The sequence below is a fragment of the Mucilaginibacter flavus genome (genome assembly GCF_030409315.1).
GTDB classification, from domain to species: domain Bacteria; phylum Bacteroidota; class Bacteroidia; order Sphingobacteriales; family Sphingobacteriaceae; genus Mucilaginibacter; species Mucilaginibacter flavus.
On sequence record NZ_JAUFPS010000041.1, the window covers coordinates 59,503 to 82,671 of the forward strand.

Annotated in this window: 12 protein-coding genes; 9 read left to right on the forward strand and 3 right to left on the reverse strand. The window is 43.0% G+C overall.

Features of this window, described 5'->3' with window-relative positions:
• Window position 1 precedes the first annotated feature (1 nt).
• Window positions 2–1,660, forward strand: a complete 1,659-nt coding sequence (locus QWZ17_RS19640; RefSeq protein WP_290307003.1) for a dihydrolipoamide acetyltransferase family protein — start codon at window positions 2–4, stop codon at window positions 1,658–1,660.
• 206 nt (window positions 1,661–1,866) lie between these two features.
• Here the strand turns inward: QWZ17_RS19640 and QWZ17_RS19645 are convergent, their stop codons facing one another.
• From QWZ17_RS19645 to QWZ17_RS19655, 3 genes are all read right to left on the reverse strand, one after another.
• Window positions 1,867–2,883, reverse strand: a complete 1,017-nt coding sequence (locus QWZ17_RS19645; protein ID WP_290307004.1) for a SusE domain-containing protein — start codon at window positions 2,881–2,883, stop codon at window positions 1,867–1,869.
• Window positions 2,884–2,958: 75 nt separating this feature from the next.
• A complete protein-coding gene (locus tag QWZ17_RS19650; protein ID WP_290307005.1) occupies window positions 2,959–4,554 on the reverse strand; it encodes a RagB/SusD family nutrient uptake outer membrane protein in 1,596 nt (531 codons plus the stop codon).
• Window positions 4,555–4,573: 19 nt separating this feature from the next.
• The gene (locus tag QWZ17_RS19655; RefSeq protein WP_290307006.1) at window positions 4,574–7,522 is read right to left on the reverse strand and encodes a SusC/RagA family TonB-linked outer membrane protein; all 2,949 of its coding nucleotides are present in this window, start codon (window positions 7,520–7,522) and stop codon (window positions 4,574–4,576) included.
• Between the two features lie 346 nt (window positions 7,523–7,868).
• Here QWZ17_RS19655 and QWZ17_RS19660 point away from each other — a divergent pair, with 346 nt between their 5' ends.
• The 8 genes from QWZ17_RS19660 to QWZ17_RS19695 all read left to right on the forward strand — a co-directional run bounded on the left by QWZ17_RS19660 (window position 7,869) and on the right by QWZ17_RS19695 (window position 23,164).
• Window positions 7,869–9,008: an alpha/beta hydrolase-fold protein gene (locus QWZ17_RS19660; RefSeq protein WP_290307007.1), complete on the forward strand. Its 1,140-nt coding sequence runs from the start codon at window positions 7,869–7,871 to the stop codon at window positions 9,006–9,008.
• Between the two features lie 144 nt (window positions 9,009–9,152).
• Window positions 9,153–10,028: a hypothetical protein gene (locus QWZ17_RS19665; protein WP_290307008.1), complete on the forward strand. Its 876-nt coding sequence runs from the start codon at window positions 9,153–9,155 to the stop codon at window positions 10,026–10,028.
• Between the two features lie 121 nt (window positions 10,029–10,149).
• A complete protein-coding gene (locus tag QWZ17_RS19670) occupies window positions 10,150–10,695 on the forward strand; it encodes an RNA polymerase sigma-70 factor (protein WP_290307009.1) in 546 nt (181 codons plus the stop codon).
• Between the two features lie 102 nt (window positions 10,696–10,797).
• A complete protein-coding gene (locus QWZ17_RS19675) occupies window positions 10,798–11,871 on the forward strand; it encodes a FecR family protein (RefSeq protein WP_290307010.1) in 1,074 nt (357 codons plus the stop codon).
• A 192-nt stretch (window positions 11,872–12,063) separates the two neighbouring features.
• A complete protein-coding gene (locus tag QWZ17_RS19680; protein ID WP_290307011.1) occupies window positions 12,064–15,432 on the forward strand; it encodes a TonB-dependent receptor in 3,369 nt (1,122 codons plus the stop codon).
• A 6-nt stretch (window positions 15,433–15,438) separates the two neighbouring features.
• Window positions 15,439–16,914 carry a RagB/SusD family nutrient uptake outer membrane protein gene (locus QWZ17_RS19685; RefSeq protein WP_290307012.1) on the forward strand — a complete coding sequence of 492 codons (1,476 nt, stop codon included), beginning with the start codon at window positions 15,439–15,441 and terminating at the stop codon, window positions 16,912–16,914.
• Window positions 16,915–17,375: 461 nt separating this feature from the next.
• On the forward strand, window positions 17,376–19,574 hold the full coding sequence (locus QWZ17_RS19690; RefSeq protein WP_290307013.1) for an alpha-N-acetylglucosaminidase: 2,199 nt from the start codon (window positions 17,376–17,378) through the stop codon (window positions 19,572–19,574).
• Between the two features lie 665 nt (window positions 19,575–20,239).
• Window positions 20,240–23,164, forward strand: a complete 2,925-nt coding sequence (locus QWZ17_RS19695) for a beta-galactosidase (RefSeq protein WP_290307014.1) — start codon at window positions 20,240–20,242, stop codon at window positions 23,162–23,164.
• Window positions 23,165–23,169 lie beyond the last annotated feature (5 nt).

A 23,169-nucleotide genomic window follows, 5' to 3' on the forward strand; every position in this document is an offset into this window, starting at 1 on the left:
TATGGCCAAATACCAACTGTTACTGCCAAAAATGGGTGAAAGCGTTGCCGAAGCAACGGTGATTAAATGGAACAAAAAGCCAGGAGATCATGTTGACGCGGACGAGGCGGTAATGGAAATAGCTACCGATAAAGTCGATTCTGATGTACCCTCGCCAGTGGCTGGTAAATTAGTTGAACAGTTTTACCAGGAGAATGATGTAGTGCAGGTAGGGGCTGTTATAGCCATCATTGAAACTGCCGAAGCAGAGGTATCAAACAGCCCTGTTATTGTCGCACCAGAGCCAGAAACTTTTACCGAACACACTCCCGTTATTGAACACGTGCCATTTAACGAGCCGGTGGCCCCTGCGGTTGAAGAGCAGCCGTTGCCGGTTGTGGAAACACCATCGTTTACAGCTCCTGTGGTAACTGAACAAGAACCAGATACACCAGCACCTCTTGATATACCAGGCATAAGCCAGCTGGAGCAGCAAGTTCCATCACCTTATAGTCAATCTTTTAAAGGCGAGGGACGATTCTATTCGCCGTTGGTGCGCAACATTGCAAGTCAGGAAGGAATTAGTATCAACGAACTTGATACCATTCCCGGTACAGGATCAGAAGGGCGTTTAACAAAAGATGATCTTTTAAGTTACATTCAATATAAACACTCGCCGGCTGCTGTGCAAAAAACAGAAGCACCGGGTGAGGTTACTACAGCACCTGTTACTACAGCATCTGTTACTGCCGAAACCCAAACGGTTGAGCCAACAGTAGTAGCCGTACCGGATGAGGAGCCTGTGGCAACACCAATTGCTGAGCCTGTAGTTGTTACCGAACCAGCGGTTGTTGCTGAACCTGTAGTTGCCGCCGAGCCTGCTGCGACTCCAGAGCCTGAAAATATACCTGAGCCTGTTAAAGAAAAGCCGGTTGAAACTAAACCTGTTACTCCTTTAAGTTCGGTATCCGGCGCGGATGAGATCATTGAAATGGATAGGATGCGCCGCCTGATTGCCGATCACATGGTGATGAGTAAGCAAACCTCGCCGCATGTAACCTCTTTTGTTGAAGCCGACGTAACCAGCCTGGTAATGTGGCGCGAAAAGATCAAAAACAGCTTTGAAAAACGTGAAGGTGAAAAGATCACTTTCACACCGATATTTATCGAGGCGGTAGTTAAGGCTATCAAAGACTTCCCGATGATTAACGTGACCGTTAACGGTACGCAGATCATCAAAAAAGCCGCTATCAACATTAGCATGGCAACAGCCTTGCCAAGCGGTAACCTTATTGTGCCTGTAATTAAGAAAGCCGATGAGTTAAACTTGCTTGGTATCACCAAAGCGGTTAATGACCTGGCCAGCCGCGCCCGTAACGGTAAACTGTTACCAGATGATGTAAAAGAAGGTACATTTACTATAACTAATGTTGGTTCTTTTGGCAACGTAATGGGTACACCTATCATTAATCAGCCACAGGTAGCTATACTGGCTGTAGGCGCTATCAAAAAGAAGCCTGCCGTAATAGAAACTGCCGAAGGCGATGTTATCGCGATACGTCATATGATGTTCCTGTCTTTATCTTATGACCATAGGGTAGTGGATGGCGCGTTAGGAGGCTCTTTTGTACGTAGGGTAGCAGATTACCTTGAAAAATGGGACGGAAACAGGGTTGTTTAAACTGCAACCAATGCTATTATAAATTAACAAAAAAGCCGGCTTTGTCCGGCTTTTTTGTTTGAAGGGCCTGGTAAAAGATAAACCGCTCGGTAAATGGTCGCGTTTGAAGGTACAATTGCCCGAACGCCGTCAATCCAATGAATAAAAAAACCCGCTGGTTTTCACCAGGCGGGCCCTTTCAAATCAATCAACTGTACAAGTATTTTCTATTGCTTGGTGATGCTGAAGGTATTGGCGTTTGCATCAAGTACTATTTTGTAAGTACCGCTTACCGCCACATCAATGTTTGATCCGTTTTGGGTTAAGCTTGATGTTGACCCACCAAGGTTTACATCCCATGCATGATTAAACCTAAATTTAAATTGTTTACCGCCAATTAAAGCTACAGTAACGCTGTAAGTTTTTGTTGATGCATCGTAGGTCATATCGGTATCGTCGCTCCATCCACCCGGTGTAGCATCGCCAATAACGGCCCATATTTGTTTGGTTGCCGTAAACGTTAATGCATTTAAATCAAGATGTAATTCATATAAACCGGCAGAGGGAACAGACAAATTGCCACCACTTGTACTTACTTTACCGCTGCCAGCATCGCCATAGGCAACGTCCCAAACTTTTTTGGGAGTTATTTTAAACTCAAGATTCCCTGGAGTAAATGCTATATAACCATCGAAAAGGCCATCGCTGTTTGGCGATTTTAAGCTATCGGCGGTAGATGGGCTCCAGCCCTGGTAGGCGCCCGGTACATAAACGTAGCTTGCCAGCTTGTAAGGTTTTACTGTTAAGGTGAGTACATTGGTGTAACTAATTGAATTGGCGGCTACCGTGGATCTTACCCGTGCTTCTAAATCGGTGGTATTATCGTACGATAAATTCATGCCTAATAAAATAGCGTTTAAAGCCCCCACAGTATAAGTTTGGGTTTGGCCGGTTAATGCTACTTCAACCAATTTAGTTGATTTAAAGCTCGATCCCTTAGTGTCTATTTGTAAGGTGTAGCTAACCGGTGCAGCATAACCTGTAACCGAAGTTGCTGGCCAGCTAAAGGTTACAGCAACATTAGCGGCTGTTTCTCTGGTTAGTACAGGGGTTGTTGATGATGCAGTTAGCGTACCTGCTTTGCCCACATTGCTCACAACCCGGGTTTCATCCTTTTTACAGGATGGCAGCAATAGCAAACCGATGCTGCTTATTGCCAAAATTTTGGTTAAAAGTTTTTTCATTTCGATCTTTTAATCTGTTTAATAAAATATTTTATTAGTATCCCAGGGTGCAGGAAACACCCTGGGGATAAATTTTTATTTATAACCGTCGTTTTGTTTTAAAGTAGGGTTATTTACAATATCGGCAGATGGAATTGGCATTAGGTTGAAATGTGCATCAACACTTACGCCAGCTTTTACGCCACCTTTCCAGGCCCAGATATAATCGGCACCGGTAAATTTGCCAAAGCGGATCAAGTCTGTTCTTCTATGCATTTCAAACAGGAATTCGCGACCTCTTTCATTTAAAATGAACGGCAAATCAAGCTGGTTTGCGATAATGTTTCCCGCTGTGCTGCCGCCGTAAGCCCTTGTACGCACAAGGTTTACATATTGTAAAGCCGTAGCTAAATTACCTCCGGTACCACCACGTAAAACGGCCTCGGCGTAAATAAGGTAAGCATCAGCTAAGCGGAACATAGGGAAGTCGGTATCAGGGAAGTTACCGGTTACATCAGAACCTGCTGCACCCGTTGAAGTGATGTTTCTGAATTTCTGAATAGCATAGCCATCGGTAAACGCGTACTCGTCATTAATTTCAAGATTTTGGCCATCGGTAAAGAATACCGCTCTTTTGTCGGTATTGCCACTTGGATCTGCAAACAAGCTTACGTATTGTTTGGTAGTACGGATACCTGCCCAACCGCCATTGATACCAAAGTCGGCTGCTTTCATTTTACCGCCAACAGGAGCATGGATAAGGTAAGTAATACCTCCGTAACCGGTAGTGTGTAAACCATCAAACGTAATTGGGAAAATAATCTCGTTTGATTTGTTATTATCAGCCAGGAAAAGATTTTTAAAGTTGGGTTCCAACGAGTAGCCGTCGGCTATAACTTTGCTTGAATAAGTTATGGCATCTGTACTTCTGTCTGTACCGGTGTAAACTTTGGCATTCAGGTACAATTTTGCCAAAAGCATGTCGGCAGCACCTTTATCTGCACGGCCATACTCAAAGCGTGGTGCGCCCATATCTGTCTCGGCAGATTTTAGCTCGCTTTCGATATAGGTAAATATCTCTGTACGTGTTTTTTGTTTTGGGAAAAATACACCAACAACATCGTTTTCGGTTACAAATGGAATTGAGCCATAAAGGTCGATGCCGTGCCAGTAAGCCAAGGCTCTTAAAAAACGAGCTTCAGCGCGGTATTGCTTGGCCAGTGTAAGGTTATTGCCTGTAATACCGTTACTTGCTAATTTAGCATCAGTTGTTTGGCGGATAAATTCATTACAAACCGAAATTGAATAAAAAATACGATTATACATGGCTGTAATGAACTCATTTTGTGAGTTCCAGGTCATGTTATGCAAGTTGTGGATGGTACCATCATTCCAAACTATGGCGGCTTCGTCGGTAGTTAGTTCCTGCATATTATAATACTCGCGCAAATAGTTGCTAAAGCCTTCGTCAATGCCGGCGATATCGGGGTTACCCGCGGGGCCTTGCTGACCACTTAACGCAAATGAAGTATATAATTTGGCAAGAATTGGTTTATAGTTTGAAAAGTCTGTATAAACTTTATCTGTAGTTACTGCATTACGGGGCGTAAGATCTTTCTTACATGATGTTAAATTAATTGACAGGCCTATCGTTGCGATGGCAATCACCTTAATTAAGTTTCTCTTTCTCATATCTAAATATTTTATGAAATTATAAACTCAGGTTTAAACCGAGGGTATACACTCTTGGACGTGGGTAAAAATTATTATCTACGCCGCCATTAATTTCAGGATCAAGGCCTTTATACTTGGTTATTACAAAAACATTATTTACGTTGAACGATGCCCTTAAGTTGTGCGCGCCCTTGATAGGGAAGGTATAGCCTAATGTTGCATAATCCATACGCACAAATGATGCGTTCTCTACATAATAATCAGAGTATAGCTGATATTGCTGAAATTGAGTTTGTAACACGCTTGATGGCAAATTACCCAGGTAGCCAGAGAATTTTAAACCTGCGTAAGCACCGTTTGCGGCTGCTTGAGCATTGTACAGGTAGTTACCCAGATTGGCACGTGCGCTGAAACCTAAATTCCATTGTTTGTAGCTAAAGTTTGAGTTAAAGCCCATAAATACTTTAGGGTCTGATTGTTTGTATAGGTACTTATCATCAACCGTGCTGCCATTTTTGTTCCTGTCAACATATACACCTTCAAGTGGCTGGCCGTTTTGGTCATAAACTTGTTGATAAACGTAAAATACACCTGGATTTTGACCAGCTTTATATAAACCAATAGTATTACCTACGCCACCCGGAATGCCTGTTACAGCTATGGTTTGGTTAGGATCGCCGGTTAAAGATATATTGGTGATTTTTCTTTGGTTAAGTGAAATGTTATAACCTAAAGTCCAGTTGATATCTTTTGTGGTGATAGCAACGTAATTGATGTTAAAATCAATACCTTTTGTAGTTAGGTTACCAATGTTTGCATTAATATAATTGCTTAGATTGGTACCGGCAGGTATTGGAGTGTATATTAACAGATCTTTGGTTTTCTTGTTATAAACATCAATGGTTCCGTTAACTCGTCCGTTTAGGAAACCAAAATCCAAACCAATATTGGTGGTAGCAGTTGATTCCCACTTCAGGTTGGCGTTATAGGCGTCAGATCTTAGGGTGTTATAAAAAGTGTTTCCAAACTGGTATTGCGCTGCGCTATTGCTTGGCTCATAAACAGCAAGGTAAGGGAAGTAGCTGCCAATATCCTGCTGGCCGGTAATACCGTAGCTGGCCCTGAATTTTAAATCAGATAAGAAATCAACACTTTTAAGAAATGATTCTTCCTTTGCACGCCATGCAAAAGCTACAGAGGGGAAATAACCGTTTCTGTGTAAATCAGAGAAGCGTGATGAACGGTCATCCCTGATGGTTGCGGTTAGCAAATATTTATCGTTAAAGGAGTAATTTAAACGCGCGAAAGGCGATTCGATATAGTATTGACCAAATGATGGGGTAGGAGGCGTACCCACAGGTGTGGTTTTATCAGCCTTGTAACCCTGAAAAGTTTTATAATAGGTATTGAAGTACTGGTATGAGTAACCACCCTGTAATTCAATATGGCTATTGATATCTCTAAGGTCTTTAGTATACTTCAAGTAATAATCGGTATTGTAAGTGTATATTTCGCTTGTGTAAGCAGAATATGAACCGCCTTGTAAAAAGTTAGATGCCGCGGTAGCCGGGATAAATGTATCACCATGACCATCTGCAAGATCGCCACCGGCTGTTGCGTTAAATTGTAACTCTTTTAAAAACGGGAATACATAATTAACATTTAAAGTTCCAATACCTCTTGAGCTTTTGCCAACTGCACTTTGTTCATTAAGCAAACCAACAGGGTTGCGCGGTGCAAGCGTATTTGGGTTGCCGCTGCTGTCAAGCCATTCAAAATAGCCACCATATTTGGTTTTGTCGTTTGAATAAACTGACTGGGTTGGATCAAAACCGATAGCATTGCCAATAGCGCCGGCTGCAAAATTACTTTTAGTAAAGCTACCTTTTAATGTAAGGTCAACTTTTAAGCTGTTATGTAAAAAATCGTGACTTACGTTAAAAGTAGCTGTGGTTCTTTTTAAGTTATCGGTTTTAACAATACCATCCTGATCTAAGTAACCAATTGACAAACGATATGGTAAACCTTTAACGCCGCCAGATATGCTTAAGTTATTATCGTAGGTATATGCCGGACGATAAATAAGGCTTTGCCAATCGGTATTAGCTGTACCAAGCAAATTTGCCTGACTTGGGCTTTGAGCCTTTACCGCAGCACGAAACTGATCGGCCGATAAAACACTCACTTCTTTGGTCACTTTTGAAAGTGCTGTTTTTGAATCAAAATTGATGGTTACTTTGCTGTCACCTTTGCCTTTTTTAGTGGTAATAATGATTACACCATTTGACGCGCGTGAACCATAAATGGCGGTAGCCGAGGCATCTTTAAGGATATTGTATGATTCAATATCATTAGGATTGATTAAGCTTAACGGATTTGATACACCGCTGATGCCACTATTACTAAGCGGGATACCATCAACAACAATCAAAGGATCATTTGAGGCGTTTAGCGAAGCACCGCCGCGAATACGGATTGTACTTCCAGAACCCGGTTGCCCGCTGTTTGAAGTAATTTGTACGCCCGATACTTTACCGGTTATCAATTGCTCTGGTGTAGTTACCGGTCCCTGGTTGAAATCCTTAGAAGAAATGGTGGTAACAGATCCGGTAAGGTCTTTCTTTTTCTGTGTTCCGTAACCAACAACTACAACTTCGTTAAGGTTTTGGTTATCTGGTTTCAGGCTAAAGTTTAATTCAACAGTACCACTTGCTACGGTTACTGTTTTCTTTAGTGCTAAATAGCCTAAGAATTTTGCAGTTACGGTAACGTTCCCGGTCTTTATGCCAGAAATAGTAAAGTTACCGTTTGCGTCGGTTGTAGCACCTGTAGTTGTACCATCAACGCTCACAGCTGCGCCTGGTAGGGGCTGATTTGTTTCGTCTAATACCTTACCTTTTATGCTTCCGGTTTGGGCAAATGCCATTACAGACATCATTAGGAAAGCACAAAGAAGAACGTACTTTTTAGAGTAATTTTTTCTCATTTACTTTTTGGGTTTGTGTGATTAAAAAAGGCTTAATTAGCCGGTATTAATTGGTCTTGTATTTTTGCTTTATCAGCACGTGACTAATTTACATTTAGAAATAATAAATGCAAATTTTATATAAAGGATAATTTTGACTAAAATAATTAAGTGATAGTTAACTTTAACGAAACTATTGCCAGGTGCTATTTTTTATGATTTTTTAGTGTTTTTTATGGGAAATTTGCAAATTGACAAAGATTTGCATCAAACTGAGTGTCAAAATTACACAATAGGCAATTTTACTAATATGTAACGATTTTCCGGGAACGTTCCCGGAAAATAACTGTTCGATAAACAATTAATAATGATAAAAAAAATATTTTTCTGCGCGTTTTTGGTTTTCGGCCAAAGTTTTTTGCTTTTAGGCCAGGTGAAAATCTCTTTTAAATCGGGCAAAATCGCCCCGCTCAAAACAGCGTCCGACCAGCTGTTTCTGGCGGGGAGTTTTAATAACTGGAACCCGGCGGATACAGCCTGGAAAATGAGCGCTGATGGCAATGGAGGATTTATGCTTTTAAAGGCGTTGGCAAAGGGAATTTACAACTACAAAATAACCCGCGGCAGCTGGGGTGCTGTTGAATGTTCCAGCACTGGAGGCAGCGTTGATAACCGAACACTTTCGCTTACAAATGATACTACTGTTATAGTGGATGTTGCCGGCTGGCAGGATAATTTTGCTGTTGCCGAAAAGAAACATACAGCAACGGCTCAGGTACATATCATCAGCGATAAATTTGAAATACCGCAGCTGGGCAGGCAGCGCCGGGTTTGGATTTATCTGCCGGCCGGTTATACATCGTCGACCAATAAATACCCGGTTATTTACATGCACGATGGCCAAAACCTGTTTGATACTTATAGCAGTGGCTACGGTGAGTGGGGGATAGATGAGTTTTTGGATAAAGTTGCTCCGGGTAAAGAATGCATAGTTGTAGGGATAGACCACGGCGGCAGCGAACGGATTTCGGAGTACGATCCCTACGATTCCCGGTATGGAAAAGGACGAGGCGTAGATTATACGGAGTTTCTGGTAAAAACGCTAAAACCTTATATCGATGTAAATTACCGCACAAAAAAGCAGGCAAAATATACAACCGTAGCGGGCAGTTCCATGGGAGGGTTGATATCGATGTATGCCGCCATAAAATATCCCAATGTTTTTGGCAATGCAGGGATATTTTCGCCGGCTTTTTGGATAGCGCCGCAAATTTATGACCTGGCTAAACAAACGTCAATCAATAAAAAATCCCGCTTCTACTTTGTATGCGGCGATGCAGAAAGCGACCAGATGGTAAGCGACATGAAAAAGATGGCTAATTTTGTGCAGCAAAAAGGTATTAAACTTAAAAACTCGCCGGTAACGATTATAAAAGGAGCCAGCCATAATGAAAAGCAATGGAACGCCGACTGGCCGGATTTTTATAATTGGTTAACGGAGCGTTGAAATATTCTAAATTAAGAGAGGTTTCGCAACGAGCAACGTGGTTGGCTGTAATATGAAAATTTGAAAAAAAGTCGCTTTACGGAAAGTAGAGCGGCTTTTTTGTTGCAGTTTTAATAGTTAAATTTATATCCCAGAGATGAACCAATGATACCCATAAACCGAATTTCAATTATCTTATGCTTATTGATTTTTTATGTCGGAAATAATAAAGCACATGCGCAGCTATGGAAGTATATTGGCGATACACCCGAAAAAGAAAAAGCGTTTGAAAAGGAACTAAGTAAAGAAGCGTCGTCGGTAATTACCCGGAAGTCGATTGCATATGGAGATACATTTTCTTACGACACCAGGATTTATACTATCAACTCATTTGACGGACATCCCGCAAAGATCAGCCTGTGGGAAAAGCCTTTTAATGGACACGTATTTCATATCGATATTCCGGGCGATCATTTAGTTATAGGGGATTTCTCTGGCCTGGCGAAAGTACATCACCTTAGCAATGATATTTTAGAAATTGTTTATAGTCCACGGGGTGGTTCAGACCAAGGGTATGACAATGTGCTATTGCTCGGAGTTGATAAGGGTAAATTTTGTGTATTGATGGAGATATTATCTGTTAATGAATATGAAATGCCAGGCGAATACGGTTTGTATCAACTTCATTTAAAATTATCTGGTAAAACCGCTGATAATTATCAGCTGGCATTGCACATCAGAGATCTGGTAAAATCAAACAAACCGAAAAAGAGTTTTGACAAGAGCAGTTACACGTTGCTGAAATTTGATAAAACTCAGCATATATTTTATAATGAAACTAAGATAATGGATACCGTTGCCGCAATGTATGACGGTATTGGAAATACAAAAAAGTATCCGATGAAAGGAGTATATCCCCGGATAAAACTCGGCGTATATGATTATTTTTTTGCGAACCGGCTATGGTACGCCGCCGGCAAAGATACCACCGGCAGGCTTATTCTCGTTCCCAACACTGTTAACTCAAAATCAAAAAAATAAAAGAAGGCTGGTTGTGGTATAAGTGCGAATACATAGTGTAAATCGGTCTTAACACTCATTCATTTCCCAACCCTAAATTGTCTTATATTTGGGCAGTTGATTCACACTGACAAAATTTTAATTGAAAGACTTAGAGATTAAGAAGCTTGTATCATTCATCTGCAATAACGATGAAGACGCGTTTAATAAACTCTACAGATTGCTGGTTAAAAAACTGGTGCAGTTCGCTTTTTCGTTTCTGGATGATAAGGCGATATGCGAAGAAATAGTGAACGATATATTTGTAAACCTGTGGCTCGGCAGGCACAAGTTAGATAGGGTTTATAACCCCAAGGTTTATTTATACGTGAGCGTAAAAAATGCTTGTCTTAACCACGGCCGCGGCAATAATACTTTCGAGAAACGAAAGGAAGAGCTAACCGACATCCACTACACTATCCAATCTCCCGATCCATCACAATTACTTATTGGCAAGGAACTAACCGCAAGGATACTAACTGCCGTAAATAACCTCCCGCCGCGCTGCAAGCTCGTCTTCAAAATGGTAAAGGAGGATGATCTGTCATGCAATGAGGTTGCCGATATTCTTGGTCTTTCCAACAAAACGGTATTCGGTCAGTTGCGTATCGCGCTCGAAAAACTGGATGAGGCGCTGGATTCCCGGTAGGCTGATCTGTTACAATTTATCTCCCCGAAAAAATATTTTAATTTCTTTTGAGAAAAACGGTTGCTTGTTGTGTCCTTATGATATTAACAACCAATTATCCGCATGAGCAAATCCAGATTTATTGACCTTATGGTTAAAAGCATGGGCAAAACGGCAACAGATGCCGAGCTGGCCGAACTGGAGCTATTTCTTGAAAAATTCCCCGAATATAACAGACTTCCGCAGTTAACTGATGAACTGAAAAGTGATATCCCCGCTACAGGCCCGGTAGCCGAAGATGGACTAAACAAAAATTTAAACAACATCTGGACAAAGATTAAAGCAGCCGATGATTCCGTTGAAGAGTACCCCGAGCCAAAAGTGATTACCGGTTTCAGGTGGGGCTGGGCTGCTGCCGCCGCTATTTTACTATTTGCCTTCGCCGGCGTGTTTTATATACTGAGCAAGAAAAAGGAAACAGAATTAATAGGCGCGGTGATGCAGCAAATTAAGGTGCCGTATGGCGCTACGCGTCATTTGGTTTTGGGTGATGGCACAAAGGTTACGTTAAATGCCGGCAGTACATTTACTTACCCCAATAATTTTACCCAAACAACCCGCGATGTGAGCCTTGTAGGCGAAGGCTTTTTTGAAGTGACAAAGAATCCTAAACATCCTTTTTTAGTGCATACCAATAAACTTACCGTTAGGGTATTAGGTACAGTATTTAATGTAAAAGCTTACAATAACGATAAAACCACCGAAACCACCTTGTTGCAGGGTAAAGTACAGGTACAGCTTGCCAACAGTCCCGAGAAAACTATTGTGTTGGTACCAAATGAAAAATTGGTGGTAATAAATCAGCCTGCTAAAATTTTAGCGGCGAATAATCCAAAACAAAATAAAATTGAATACCAGGTGTCGGCCCTGCCCGATGTAAAGCCCGAAGAGGTTAAAGAAACGGCGTGGTTAGACAACCGCATTTTGTTTACCAATGATCCGTTTGAGGATGTTGCCAAACAAATAGAACGTAAGTACAATGTACAGGTGGTGTTTGAAAGCGCCGATTTAAAGAATGAGCAGATAAGTGGCTTGTTGGATAAAGAAAGCCTGCAAACCGCCATGCAAATTATGGCGCAAACCACGCCTTTTAAATACAGGTTTGAGGGGAGTGTAGTATACCTGGCCCGTAAATGATAATAACAAATTAATTAACCCTAAATAACAGCTTATGATTTTAAACAATTACTTGCCAGATTCTTGAAAATCAATATTAAATAACAAAGGAAGAGCTGCAAACTCTTCCCTGTAAAAATAGGATTTATCAACAGGAGTAAGCTACTTTCCAAGGGCCGTTTACTCCATCCATTAATTTTCAAAACAAATGTAATGAAAAAAACAAGAACGGCATTTGCTCGTCCTGGTGCCTCTTTATGCCTTAAAGTTGTCTTGCTCATGAAAGCAATTTTCTTTATCGTCCTGGTTTCGTGTTTGCAGGTTTCGGCCAGCGTTTTCTCGCAGCAAAAATTTACACTCAACGTAAAACAGACCGATGTAAGCAGTATTCTTACCAAAATTCAAAAACAAAGCGATTACCGCTTCTTTTACAACTACGCTTCTATCAAAAAACTGGGCAAGGTTAACCTTGATGTAAAAGACGCCACCATTGAGCAGGTGCTTGCCGAGCTTATGGATAATAAGCTGCCCTATAAAATGGGCGAAGATCATGTAGTGATCATATCAACCCCCGATAATGCAAACGCGCTGTTATTGGTAAAAGGTAAGGTTGTTGATGCCAAGGGCGAAGCGCTTATTGGCGTAAACATCAGGCTGCAGGGTACCAACCTTGGCGTTACCACGGATATCAACGGTAACTTTGTAATCAACGCGCCTGTAAATGGCGTGCTGGAGTTTAGTTACATCGGGTTTGAGAAAAAAACAGTTACCGTAACCGGCGATCAGCCTTTATCAATTACCCTTGCTGCCCTGCCATCGGCCTTAACAGAAGTTGTTGTGGTTGGTTATGGTACCAGCAAAAAGATTGATGTAACAGGTGCCGTAGCCAGCGTTAAAGGTGCCGATATTCAAAACCTGCCGGTAGCATCTGCCGCGCAAGCTTTAGATGGCCGTGCAAGTGGTGTAAACATTGTGCGTAATGATGGTTCACCGGGTGCAGCGCCAAGTATCCGCATCCGTGGTACAGGTACCGTTAATAACGCCGATCCGCTGATAGTAATTGACGGTGTGCCAACCAGCAACCCCGACGCGTTGAGCGATATCAACCCGAATGATATTGCATCTGTCGACATTTTGAAAGACGCTTCATCAAGTGCCATTTACGGTACCCGTGCTGCTAATGGTGTAGTGCTGGTAACTACCAAAAAAGGTACTTACAACCAAAAATTAGCCACTTCGGTTAACTTTTACAACGGCTTTTCAAATACAACCAAATATATTGATGTACTTACCGCGCCCGATTTGTATAAATTGAAAAGGGAGCGCTATACCAATGACGGACAGCCGATAGGTGCCCCATGGAATGATACGTATTACGCCACCCAGCGTACCGATTGGCAACGTGCCATTATGGGTACAGGGCATGTAACCAATGGCGATGTAAGCATTAACGGTGGTAACGAGCAATCGAGCTATTACTTTTCAAGTTCTATTTACAACGAGGATGGGATTATTGATAAAAGTAACTTTAAACGTTACGTAACCCGTATCAACTCCGAACATAAGGTTACCTCGTGGTTTAAACTGGGCGAAAACATCCAGTTATCATACGGCAATCAAAACGGCTTTAATAACAACGATTCGCAAACCGGTTTAATCTTCTCGGCTTTACGTTTTAATCCCGCTATCCCTTTGGTTAATCCTGATGGTACTTATGGTACAGCCAGGGCCAACTCGCAATTAGGTGATATCAACAGCCCGTATGCTACTATTCAGGAAACTGATAAATACACCAAAAAATACCGCGCGCTTGCCAACGCCTTTGCCGAAATTTCGTTTTTAAAGGAACTGAAATTAAGGGTGAACTACGCGTTTGATGGTTCGCTGATCCGCAATTATAACTTTAGCATTGCTGATGTTAACCAGATCAGGCAAAACCCTACATCTACCTTAACCCAGGCCGAAGAGGAAGTTTCTTCACAATTGTTAGAGTCGTTCCTTACCTACGATAAAGTATTTGGTAAAAGCCATGTAACCTTTACCGGTGGTTACTCATACCAAAACTTTAATGATTTTGGTTTTAACGCCCAGCGTATAGGCTATAGCGATACCGATGCTGACCAGCGTGTGCTTAACCAGGGTAACTTGCAATACAACTCAAACCTGTTGGTAAGGCCATCGTCGTTACAATCGGGTTTCGCAAGGTTGTTTTATGATTTCGATAGCCGCTTTTTGGCAACTGTAACCTTCCGTGCAGATGGTTCATCAAAATTTGCCCCTGGTAAACAATGGGGATACTTCCCTGCATTCTCTGTAGGCTGGAGGTTATCAAACGAACAGTTTATCAAAAACATCAGCTGGATAAGCAATCTTAAGTTAACCGGCGGTTACGGCGAATTGGGTAACCAAAACGTTGATCCGTTCCAGTACTTAAGCCTGATAAAAATCGGCAGCACTTATGAAAACAACGGCTATACCTTTGGTGGTACCGGCGTAAGTGGCGCGGCTGTAAGCAGCATTGCCAACTCAAATATTACCTGGGAGCGCGCCGCCATGACCAACATTACTTTGGATGCAGGCTTTTTAAATAATCAGTTAAGTACAACTATTACCTGGTTTAACAAAAACACCAAGGATATGTTGATCTCGCCTCCGTTGGTAAGTACCTACGGTTCGGTATCTATCCCTAACCAAAACATCGGTACCATGAACAATAAAGGTGTTGAGGTTGATGTAAACTACCAGGGCGGTAACAATAAAGTAAAATACTCTATTGGTGCAAACGCGTCGTTCATTAAAAATAAGGTAACGCAGCTTAACGGTGTGGGTACTTTCATTCAATCAACGTTTTACGGTCGTTCAAACCAGGAAATTTCAAGAACCTACCAGGGGCAGCCAATCGCTTCTTTCTACGGATGGAAAACCAATGGCTTGTATCAAACCCAGGCAGAGATTGATGCCGATCCGGGATTGAAAAATGACCCTAATAAAGCTAACATCCGCCCCGGCGATGTACGTTTTCGCGATTTAAACGGCGATGGATTGATTGACGGTAATGACCGTACCACACTGGGCAATCCTAACCCGAATGTTACCGCTGGTTTGCAGGGAAGCATATCCTACAAAGGTTTTGATTTGGCTTTAAACTTTACCGGTGTATTTGGTGTAAGCCTTTACAATGCCGATAGGATGCAGGGCTTAGATCCGACTTATCCGTTTAACCTGTATGCCGAAGATTTAAAACGCTGGACAGGACCAGGTACAAGCAACTCTATTCCACGCTTATCGCTCGACCCTACTAACAATAACTACCGCACATCAGACCTGTTTGTGGAAAGCGGCAACTATGTAAGTCTTAAAAACGCCACGCTGGGCTATAACCTGCCTATAACCTGGACTAAAAAAGCGGCGCTTAAAGGTGTAAGGTTATATGCAACCGGGCAAAACCTGTTCTACATCACCAAATACAAAGGCTACACGCCAGAGTTGGGTTATACCAACGGCAACCTGCAGCGTGGTGTTGATGTGGCCCAATACCCATCTGTTAGGACAATCACTTTTGGTTTAACTGTTAAACTGTAAACAATCATGAAATTAAAAATATCATTATATATAGGCCTGGGTGTGGTGTTGTGCGGTAGTGCTTGTAAAAAGGCGCTCGATTTAAAACAGCAGGGTATTTATACGTCAGACAACTATTTTCGTAACGAAACCGACGCGGTAACGGCCGTAAACGGTATTTACAGTCTTTTAGAAGAAGAAGATTACATTGGCCACGCCGAGGCTACATTTGATACTCCATCTGACGATTACTGGCGTTCTGGAGACCACGGCGAAGATGAGGCTATTGAAAATTTAACTTATGATGCCTCAAACGCGGCTATCCGTTACCCGTACAAATGGCGTTACGAAGAAATTAACCGCTCTACCAACTGTATCATCAATATTCCTAAAATTACCGCCATATCTGCCGATATTAAAAACCGCAGCATGGGCGAGGCGTATTTTTTAAGAGCATTTGGATACTGGCGCATGATGCTTATTCATGGCGATTGCCCTATTATTACCGAGGATGATTACAGCAAACAATTGTTTAACGTACCCAAATCGCCTATTGAAGAAGTACGTAAACAAATTGAATCTGATTTGTTAAAAGCGGTTGACCTGTTACCTGAAACTTATGCTGCAACAGAACATGGTCGTGTAAGTAAAGGCACTGCGCTTGGTTTATTAACCAAACTGTACATGTATTGGGAGAAACTTCCTGAAGCTATAGCTACCGGGCAAAAACTGATTGCAAACCCGGCCTATGCCCTGGCTCCTAATTATACTGACAACTTTACCCGTGCCAATGAAACCAGCACCGAGTTATTGTTTTCTATCCAGGCGGTACAAAACGTTGTTCAAAACGATTTTACGGTTTACTATATCCCAAGGCCATGGGGTGGCTATGGTTTTAGTCAACCGTTACAAGGTTTAGCCAACGAGTTTGAAGCAAACGACCCTCGCAAAGCAGCAACCTTGCTAAGCGTAGGCGATAAAGTTGACCTGGGCGATGGCAATGGTTTAACCACTTTCACCGCCGATCTGTCGGCCACAGGCTTTGCCTTTAAAAAATACGCGGTGTTTAATACGGCAGCTGCCGGTGGTGGTGTAGATCACTCTTTCGCGGTACCATTAATGCGTTCGGCAGATATTTACCTGTTGGTAGCCGAAGCGTTGATCCGTACACAAGGTGCCGGCGCAGGTGATGCTTTAATAAACCAGATCCGTCACCGTGCCTCTCCATTATTGAAACCGGTTGTTGGCGCAGGTATGAAAGAGCTGATTCACGAACGCCGTGTTGAATTGGCCGGTGAAGGCGAGCGTCACCAGGATTTGATGCGCTGGGATAAAGTTAAAATTGTTGATATAGCCGCTATATACGCGCTGCCCGTTTCAAAAGCTCCTATCGATCAATCAAAAACAGTAACCTTCCAACGCCCTAAAAACTATTATTTCCCACTGCCACAGGTGGAAATTGATAAGAGTAAAGGCGTATTGGTTCAAAACCCTAATTTTTAATTATAAATAGATAATTTGCCGGTGACCAAATAGCCCCTATTAATGAATAGTCTATTTGGTTTACCGGCTTTTATTGTTATCTCGAAATTTCTTTTAAAGCTTATATAGAAGATAGGTAGCTCCTATGGAGCAAAAAAGCGTTTGGATGATTTTTTCTACAAATAGGTAGCCGCTATGCGGCAGAAAGCCATTTTAAATAATTGGCTGCGGCGCGTTAGCTATCTGGTTTGGGTTCAAGTGCCCTTTTTTGTAAAGGATTGGTTTAAAGCGTGTAATAAGTTATTTATAAAAATAGTAGTCTGCCGCATAGCGGCTACCTATTTGTAGAAAGAATATTACCATCTACGCAAAATGCCGCGTAGCGGCTACCTATTCTGGACTATGATAGGTATTGGAATTAAAAGAGATTGATCGTTTTACGATGAAATATTAAAAGTGAAGATCTAAGCAAATATACATTGATGAGAAAGTGGTTGTTTATTTTTATGGTAGCGGCGTTTGGCTTTAAAGCAAGCGCGCAGGTTGATCAGCAGGCTTCAATAAGCTTTATAAACCGGGTAATACCGGGTAAGGCAGGGGCTTTTGTAATTGAAGCTATCCCGCAGGAAAACGGTAAAGATGTTTTTGAGCTGAGCAGCAAAGATGGGAAGATTGTTTTGCGTGGCAACAATGGCCTTTCCATAGCATCGGCATTAAACTATTACCTTAAAACTTATTGCCTTTGCGATATCGGCTGGAATGGTACAAACCTAAACCTGCCTGCCACTTTGCCTATGGTAAGCGGCACTATACACAAAAATACGCCTTATCAATATCGCTACTATCTTAACTATTGCACTTTTAATTACACCATGGCCTGGTGGGATTGGGCCCGCTGGCAAAAAGAAATTGACTGGATGGCCCTCAACGGTATCAATATGCCGCTGGCCATTACCGGCGAAGAAGCCATTTGGCAGGATGTTTATAAAGACATGGGCTTTACCGATAAACAGTTAGACGAGTTTTTTAGCGGACCGGCTTATTTTTCGTGGTTTTGGATGGGCAATATAGATGCCTGGGGTGGTCCGCTGCCGCAGCATTGGAAAGATAGCCATAAAGACTTGCAGAAAAAGATATTGGAGCGCGAGCGGTCATTCGGGATGACGCCGGTGCTATCGTCATTTACAGGCCACGTACCGGCATCGTTTAAAGATAAATTTCCGGGTGCAAAAGTTAAAAAGACCAACTGGGATGCCGGTTTTCCGGATGTATATATTCTTGATCCCGATGATCCGATGTTTGAAACCATCGGTAAAAAATATATAGAGGCTCAGACTAAAGCTTTCGGTACCGATCACCTGTATTCGGCCGATACCTTTAACGAAAATGTACCGCCAACCAATGATTCCACCTATCTGGATGGAATGAGCAAAAAAGTGTTCAACTCCATGGCCGCTGCCGATCCGAAAGCCGTTTGGGTAATGCAGGGCTGGATGTTTCATTATAACAACAAATTCTGGCAGCCACAGCAAATCAAGGCGCTGTTAAACGCGGTGCCAAATGAGCAAATGATTGTGTTGGATCTGTACAGCGATGCCCACCCGGTTTGGAACCGCACCGAAGCCTATTACGGCAAACCATGGATATGGAGTATGTTGCAAAACTTTGGTGGTAACATAGCGCTGTTTGGCCGGATGCGCCATGTAGCTGCCGACCCGGCAATTGCCCTGCATGATCCCGAATCAAAAAACATGCGCGGCATAGGCGTTACGCCCGAAGGTATTGAGCAAAACCCGGCACTGTTTGAGCTGATGCTGGAAAACGTTTGGCGCGATACCCCTATAGATGCCGATGCTTGGGTGGCTGATTACGCCCATCGTCGTTATGGTGCTGATAACCAAAATGCCAAAATCGCCTGGAATATATTATTGAATACCGTTTATGCCGGCGGCCTTACCGAGGGCGGCCAGGAATCCATCATTGTAGCCCGGCCAACTTTTAAAAAATCTATCGACAGGGTGTTAACCAAACTGGACTATGATCCTGCTAAACTGGTAAAAGCCTGGGGCCTGCTCATCAACGCTGCAGATAGCCTGAAACAAAGCGACGGTTTTAACTATGATATTGTGGATGTTACCCGCCAGGTGCTGGCTAACTATGCCAGTCCGCTGCAACAGAAAATGGCGGATGCCTATCAGCGTAAAGATTTGCAGCAGTTTAAATTATACAGCAGCCGGTTTTTAGAACTGATGGACGATATGGATGCGCTGCTAAGCACCCGTAAGGACTTTTTATTAGGCAAATGGATTAACGAAGCCCGTGCTAACGGCATTACCGACAAAGAAAAGAACCTGTACGAGTTTAACGCCCGCGACCTGGTTACCCTTTGGGGCGATAAAGAAAGCGGCCTGCGTGAATACTCCAACCGCCAATGGGCCGGTTTAATAAAAGGCTATTACAAACCACGCTGGGAACTGTTTTTTAACCAGATAGGTAAGGCGATGGCCAGCGGCGCTCAGTTTGATGCCGCTGCATTTGATAAGCAGGTAAAAGATTGGGAGTGGAGTTGGGTTAACAAACATGATAATGCCTACACCGATGCTGCCAAAGGCGATGCTGTTGAAAAGGCGAAGGCTCTGTTTGCTAAGTATAACGCGGTAATTGGGGAGGCATATAAATAAGAAAAAAGCGAGGGCGTGTGCGAATCCCCTCTTGAGAGGGGCGGAGGGATGTGTTTATACGTGCGGATAAGAACGCTGGCAAACACACCCCAGCCAACGCTCATTCCAGCGCGCCCCCTCTCGAGAGCAGGGCTGTTGCATTCTATGCGAAATAGTGGTGGGTCGCATGAGTGTTCAAAATATTGAAAAGAACGGGGGAACGTGTGATTCCTTCCTAGGGGAAGGAGGAGGAAGGGGTTTGATCAGCTATTCACTACCGAATTTCTGGTCGCTTTTAGAAACCCCTCCCTGCATTTGCGCTCATTCCCAACTGCACCCCTCCCGTTGGGCTACTGTGTGTACACATCTTTTTATAATAAAGAAAAATGTCATTTCGAACGAGCGGGCGTAGGGAAACGTGAGGCGCGAGGAGAAATCTTATACGATTTGCATGGCCGAATGTCCGTTTTTAGAAGATTTCTCCTCACCTCCAGCGCCCAATCCCCCCCCGGTTCGTTCGAAATGACAACGTTTTTTTATTTATGTGTTAAATAACAAAAGATGTGTACACACAGTAGCCCGTTGGGAGGGAATGAAAAAAACTTTCGAGCCCATCGCTATTTGACAGAGAATAAAACAGAACTCGAGAGGGAATTTGAAAAATGCCCCGCGATGACATATTTACAATGAAAAAAATGAAATACCACTACCTGTTAATCATCTTACTATTCACCATCACCACTGCCCGCAGCCAGGGCAGTAATGACCACATCTTCCCGGCATCGACAGCGGCTAAACCTTATATCAATTTTGATAGTAAAGGTTTTATAGTTGAAGGCAAACGCACTTTCCTGGTATCGGCCGGGTTGGAGTATGCCCGTATACCGCATGAACTTTGGTATGATAGGCTTTTGCGCATTAAACGTGCGGGTTTTAACTGCATCGAAATTTATACTATCTGGAATTTTCACGAGGAAAAGGAAGGCCAATTCAATTTTACCGGCGACCGGGATCTGGGCCATTTTTTAGACCTGGTTAAACAGTTAAACATGTATGCTATTGTGCGCGTTGGCCCTTATTACTGTGCCGAGTGGGATAACGGCGGCTATCCTATATGGCTTAAATTTAAAAAAGGACTGAGTGTACGGGAAGATAATAAGCCTTTTGAACAATATGTAGATAGGTTTTTTGATCATCTTTTACCTGTTGTGTTCAGCAGGCAAATTAATAAAGGCGGGGCGGTTGTGCTGGTTCAGTTAGAGAACGAACATCCCAAAGGCTGGGGCACCGCTATGCCCGATGGTTACTTTACCCACCTGCAAAGTAAAGCGCTGAAAATGGGTTTACAGGTGCCATACTTTTTTAGCGGCTTACACCATGCCAGCGACCCGGCAGGCGACGGTAAGCTTGATGATGCCAAACGCCCCAACCCTTGGTTTTCTACCGAGTTTTGGAGTGTATGGTATTCGCAGTATGGTGCCAAACCGGGCGATGCGGAATTGTACGACAGGCGTACCTGGAAAATTATAGCACATGGTGGAAACGGCTATAACTATTACATGGTACATGGCGGATCGAACTTTGGTTACACCAATAATGATGAGGATGCCGCATCTTATGATTATGGCGCAGCCATAGGACAGACCGGTGATCTGCGGCCAATTTATTATGCTTTTAAACGCGCGGCTTTGTTTGGACGAAGCTTTCAGGAAGTATTGGAGAATAGTACCGACGCGACGGCGAAATACAACAGTGTCGTAATAGATACAGCAATCAAAGTATCGGCTCGTACCAGCCCAGCCGGCGATTTAGTATTTTTAGATAATCCGGGATCGAAGCATGTAAAAGTTAAACTGAATAATGCCCAGAATACTTTGAGCGTTTTACCGGGCGAGATCTATCCATTAGTTCGCAATTATAAATTACGCCCTGGTGTTACGCTTGATGTGACCAACACAAGAGTGTTCGCTATTGCAGAACAGCACAATACAACCACGATCATCTTAGATGCCGAGCAAGACGAGCCTTTGTCGCTACATTTTACAACCAATGGAAACGTTGCATCAACCCAATCACCGGGATTGAAAATTAGCGGCAATAAGGTGGATCTTGATATGGCGATGCCTGCGATAGAAAAACCTTTAGAATTTAGTTTTACTGATGGCAATCAAACCATCCGCGTTTTAGCCATGAACCGGGAGTGGACAGATAAAACCTTTATTACCGAAGCTAACGGCGAACAATTTATTATCAGCGGCGCTAACTATGTGGCTGGTTTGAGCAAGCAAGGTAATCAGCTTAAATTGACAATAGAAGATCCGCTTGTAGGGGCAAAAGCCGGTAAAGTATTGGTTTATACAGATAAAGAAACAATAGCTGTAAACGTACCTGCCATTAAAATAAAAGGCCAGGACGAAAGCATAGCCTTAAATAACTGGGGAGCAAAGCCCTCGCCCGCAGGCAATAGCACTATAGGTTGGCTTAAATCAATAAACCCGCAACCCATGGGTGCCGATGGCGATACATCACCCGATGCCTGGTATAAAACAGTGCTGAACATTCCATCTACCGGTAAATATACTTTACAGGTAAATGGTGGTGGCCGTGGGCAGGCTTATGTAGATGGTAAACCGGCCATAAAATGGGAACTGAACACCAATGAAGTATCGTTCGATTTAAAAAAGGGCAGGCATACTTTTACCGTTTTTGCGGCGCACGATGGGAGGGATAAGCTTGCTGCTTACCTTGGGCCAATTGATAAGGTGGATAGCAAAGGCATTTTTGGCGATGCGATGATAAAAAAAGGCGGCCCCTTCATTACCGAACTGAGCAACTGGTATTTTACAAAAGCAGTAAAAAAAGAAGATGTAAAAAATGGTCCCCCGGCATTTGATACCATTACCTACAAAAAGTATAAAATTGGTAACGATGTGTTTAACCAAAAGGAAGGTTTTGCCTGGTTCCATACCATAATACCTCAACAGGCGGCCGGCACTTCAAAAATTCAACTGCTATTTAGAAGTGTAGATGAAAATGCTACCGTGTTCATTAATGGCAAACAGGTAGCCCATCATGATGGCTGGAACCAGCCTTTTGAGGTGGCGCTTACTGATGCTGCAACGCTGAAAAAACCGATCGACTTATCGATTTTTATAGAAAACTACTCTAACGAGGGCGGTATTGATCAGCCGGTAAAAATTAATGCAATCGGAGATGCGCAGGCCGTAAAAAACTGGCAGTTAAAGGGTGGTCCGGGAAACCCGTTTGAAGCCAAAGGCTGGACTAAGCTTGCAGGTAAAGCCTCTTCGGTACCTTGCTTTTACCGTAGTTGCTTTAATATTGATTTGTCAGCCGGGAGAACTTGCATCTGGCGCATCGATCCTAAAAACCTGGGCCATGGTTCTATCTGGGTTAATGGGCACAACCTGGGGCGCTACCCCGAAAAACTGGATATGAAAAGCCTGTATATTCCTGAATGCTGGCTGAAGAACGGCCTGAACCAGGTTGTCATTTATGACGAGGATGGTAAACAACCCCTTGATGTAAGCATTGTAGCCGAGCCTGCTGCCGGTCGTGTTATTAAAACCCTAACCGCCACTGTTAAAGATTGAACTGA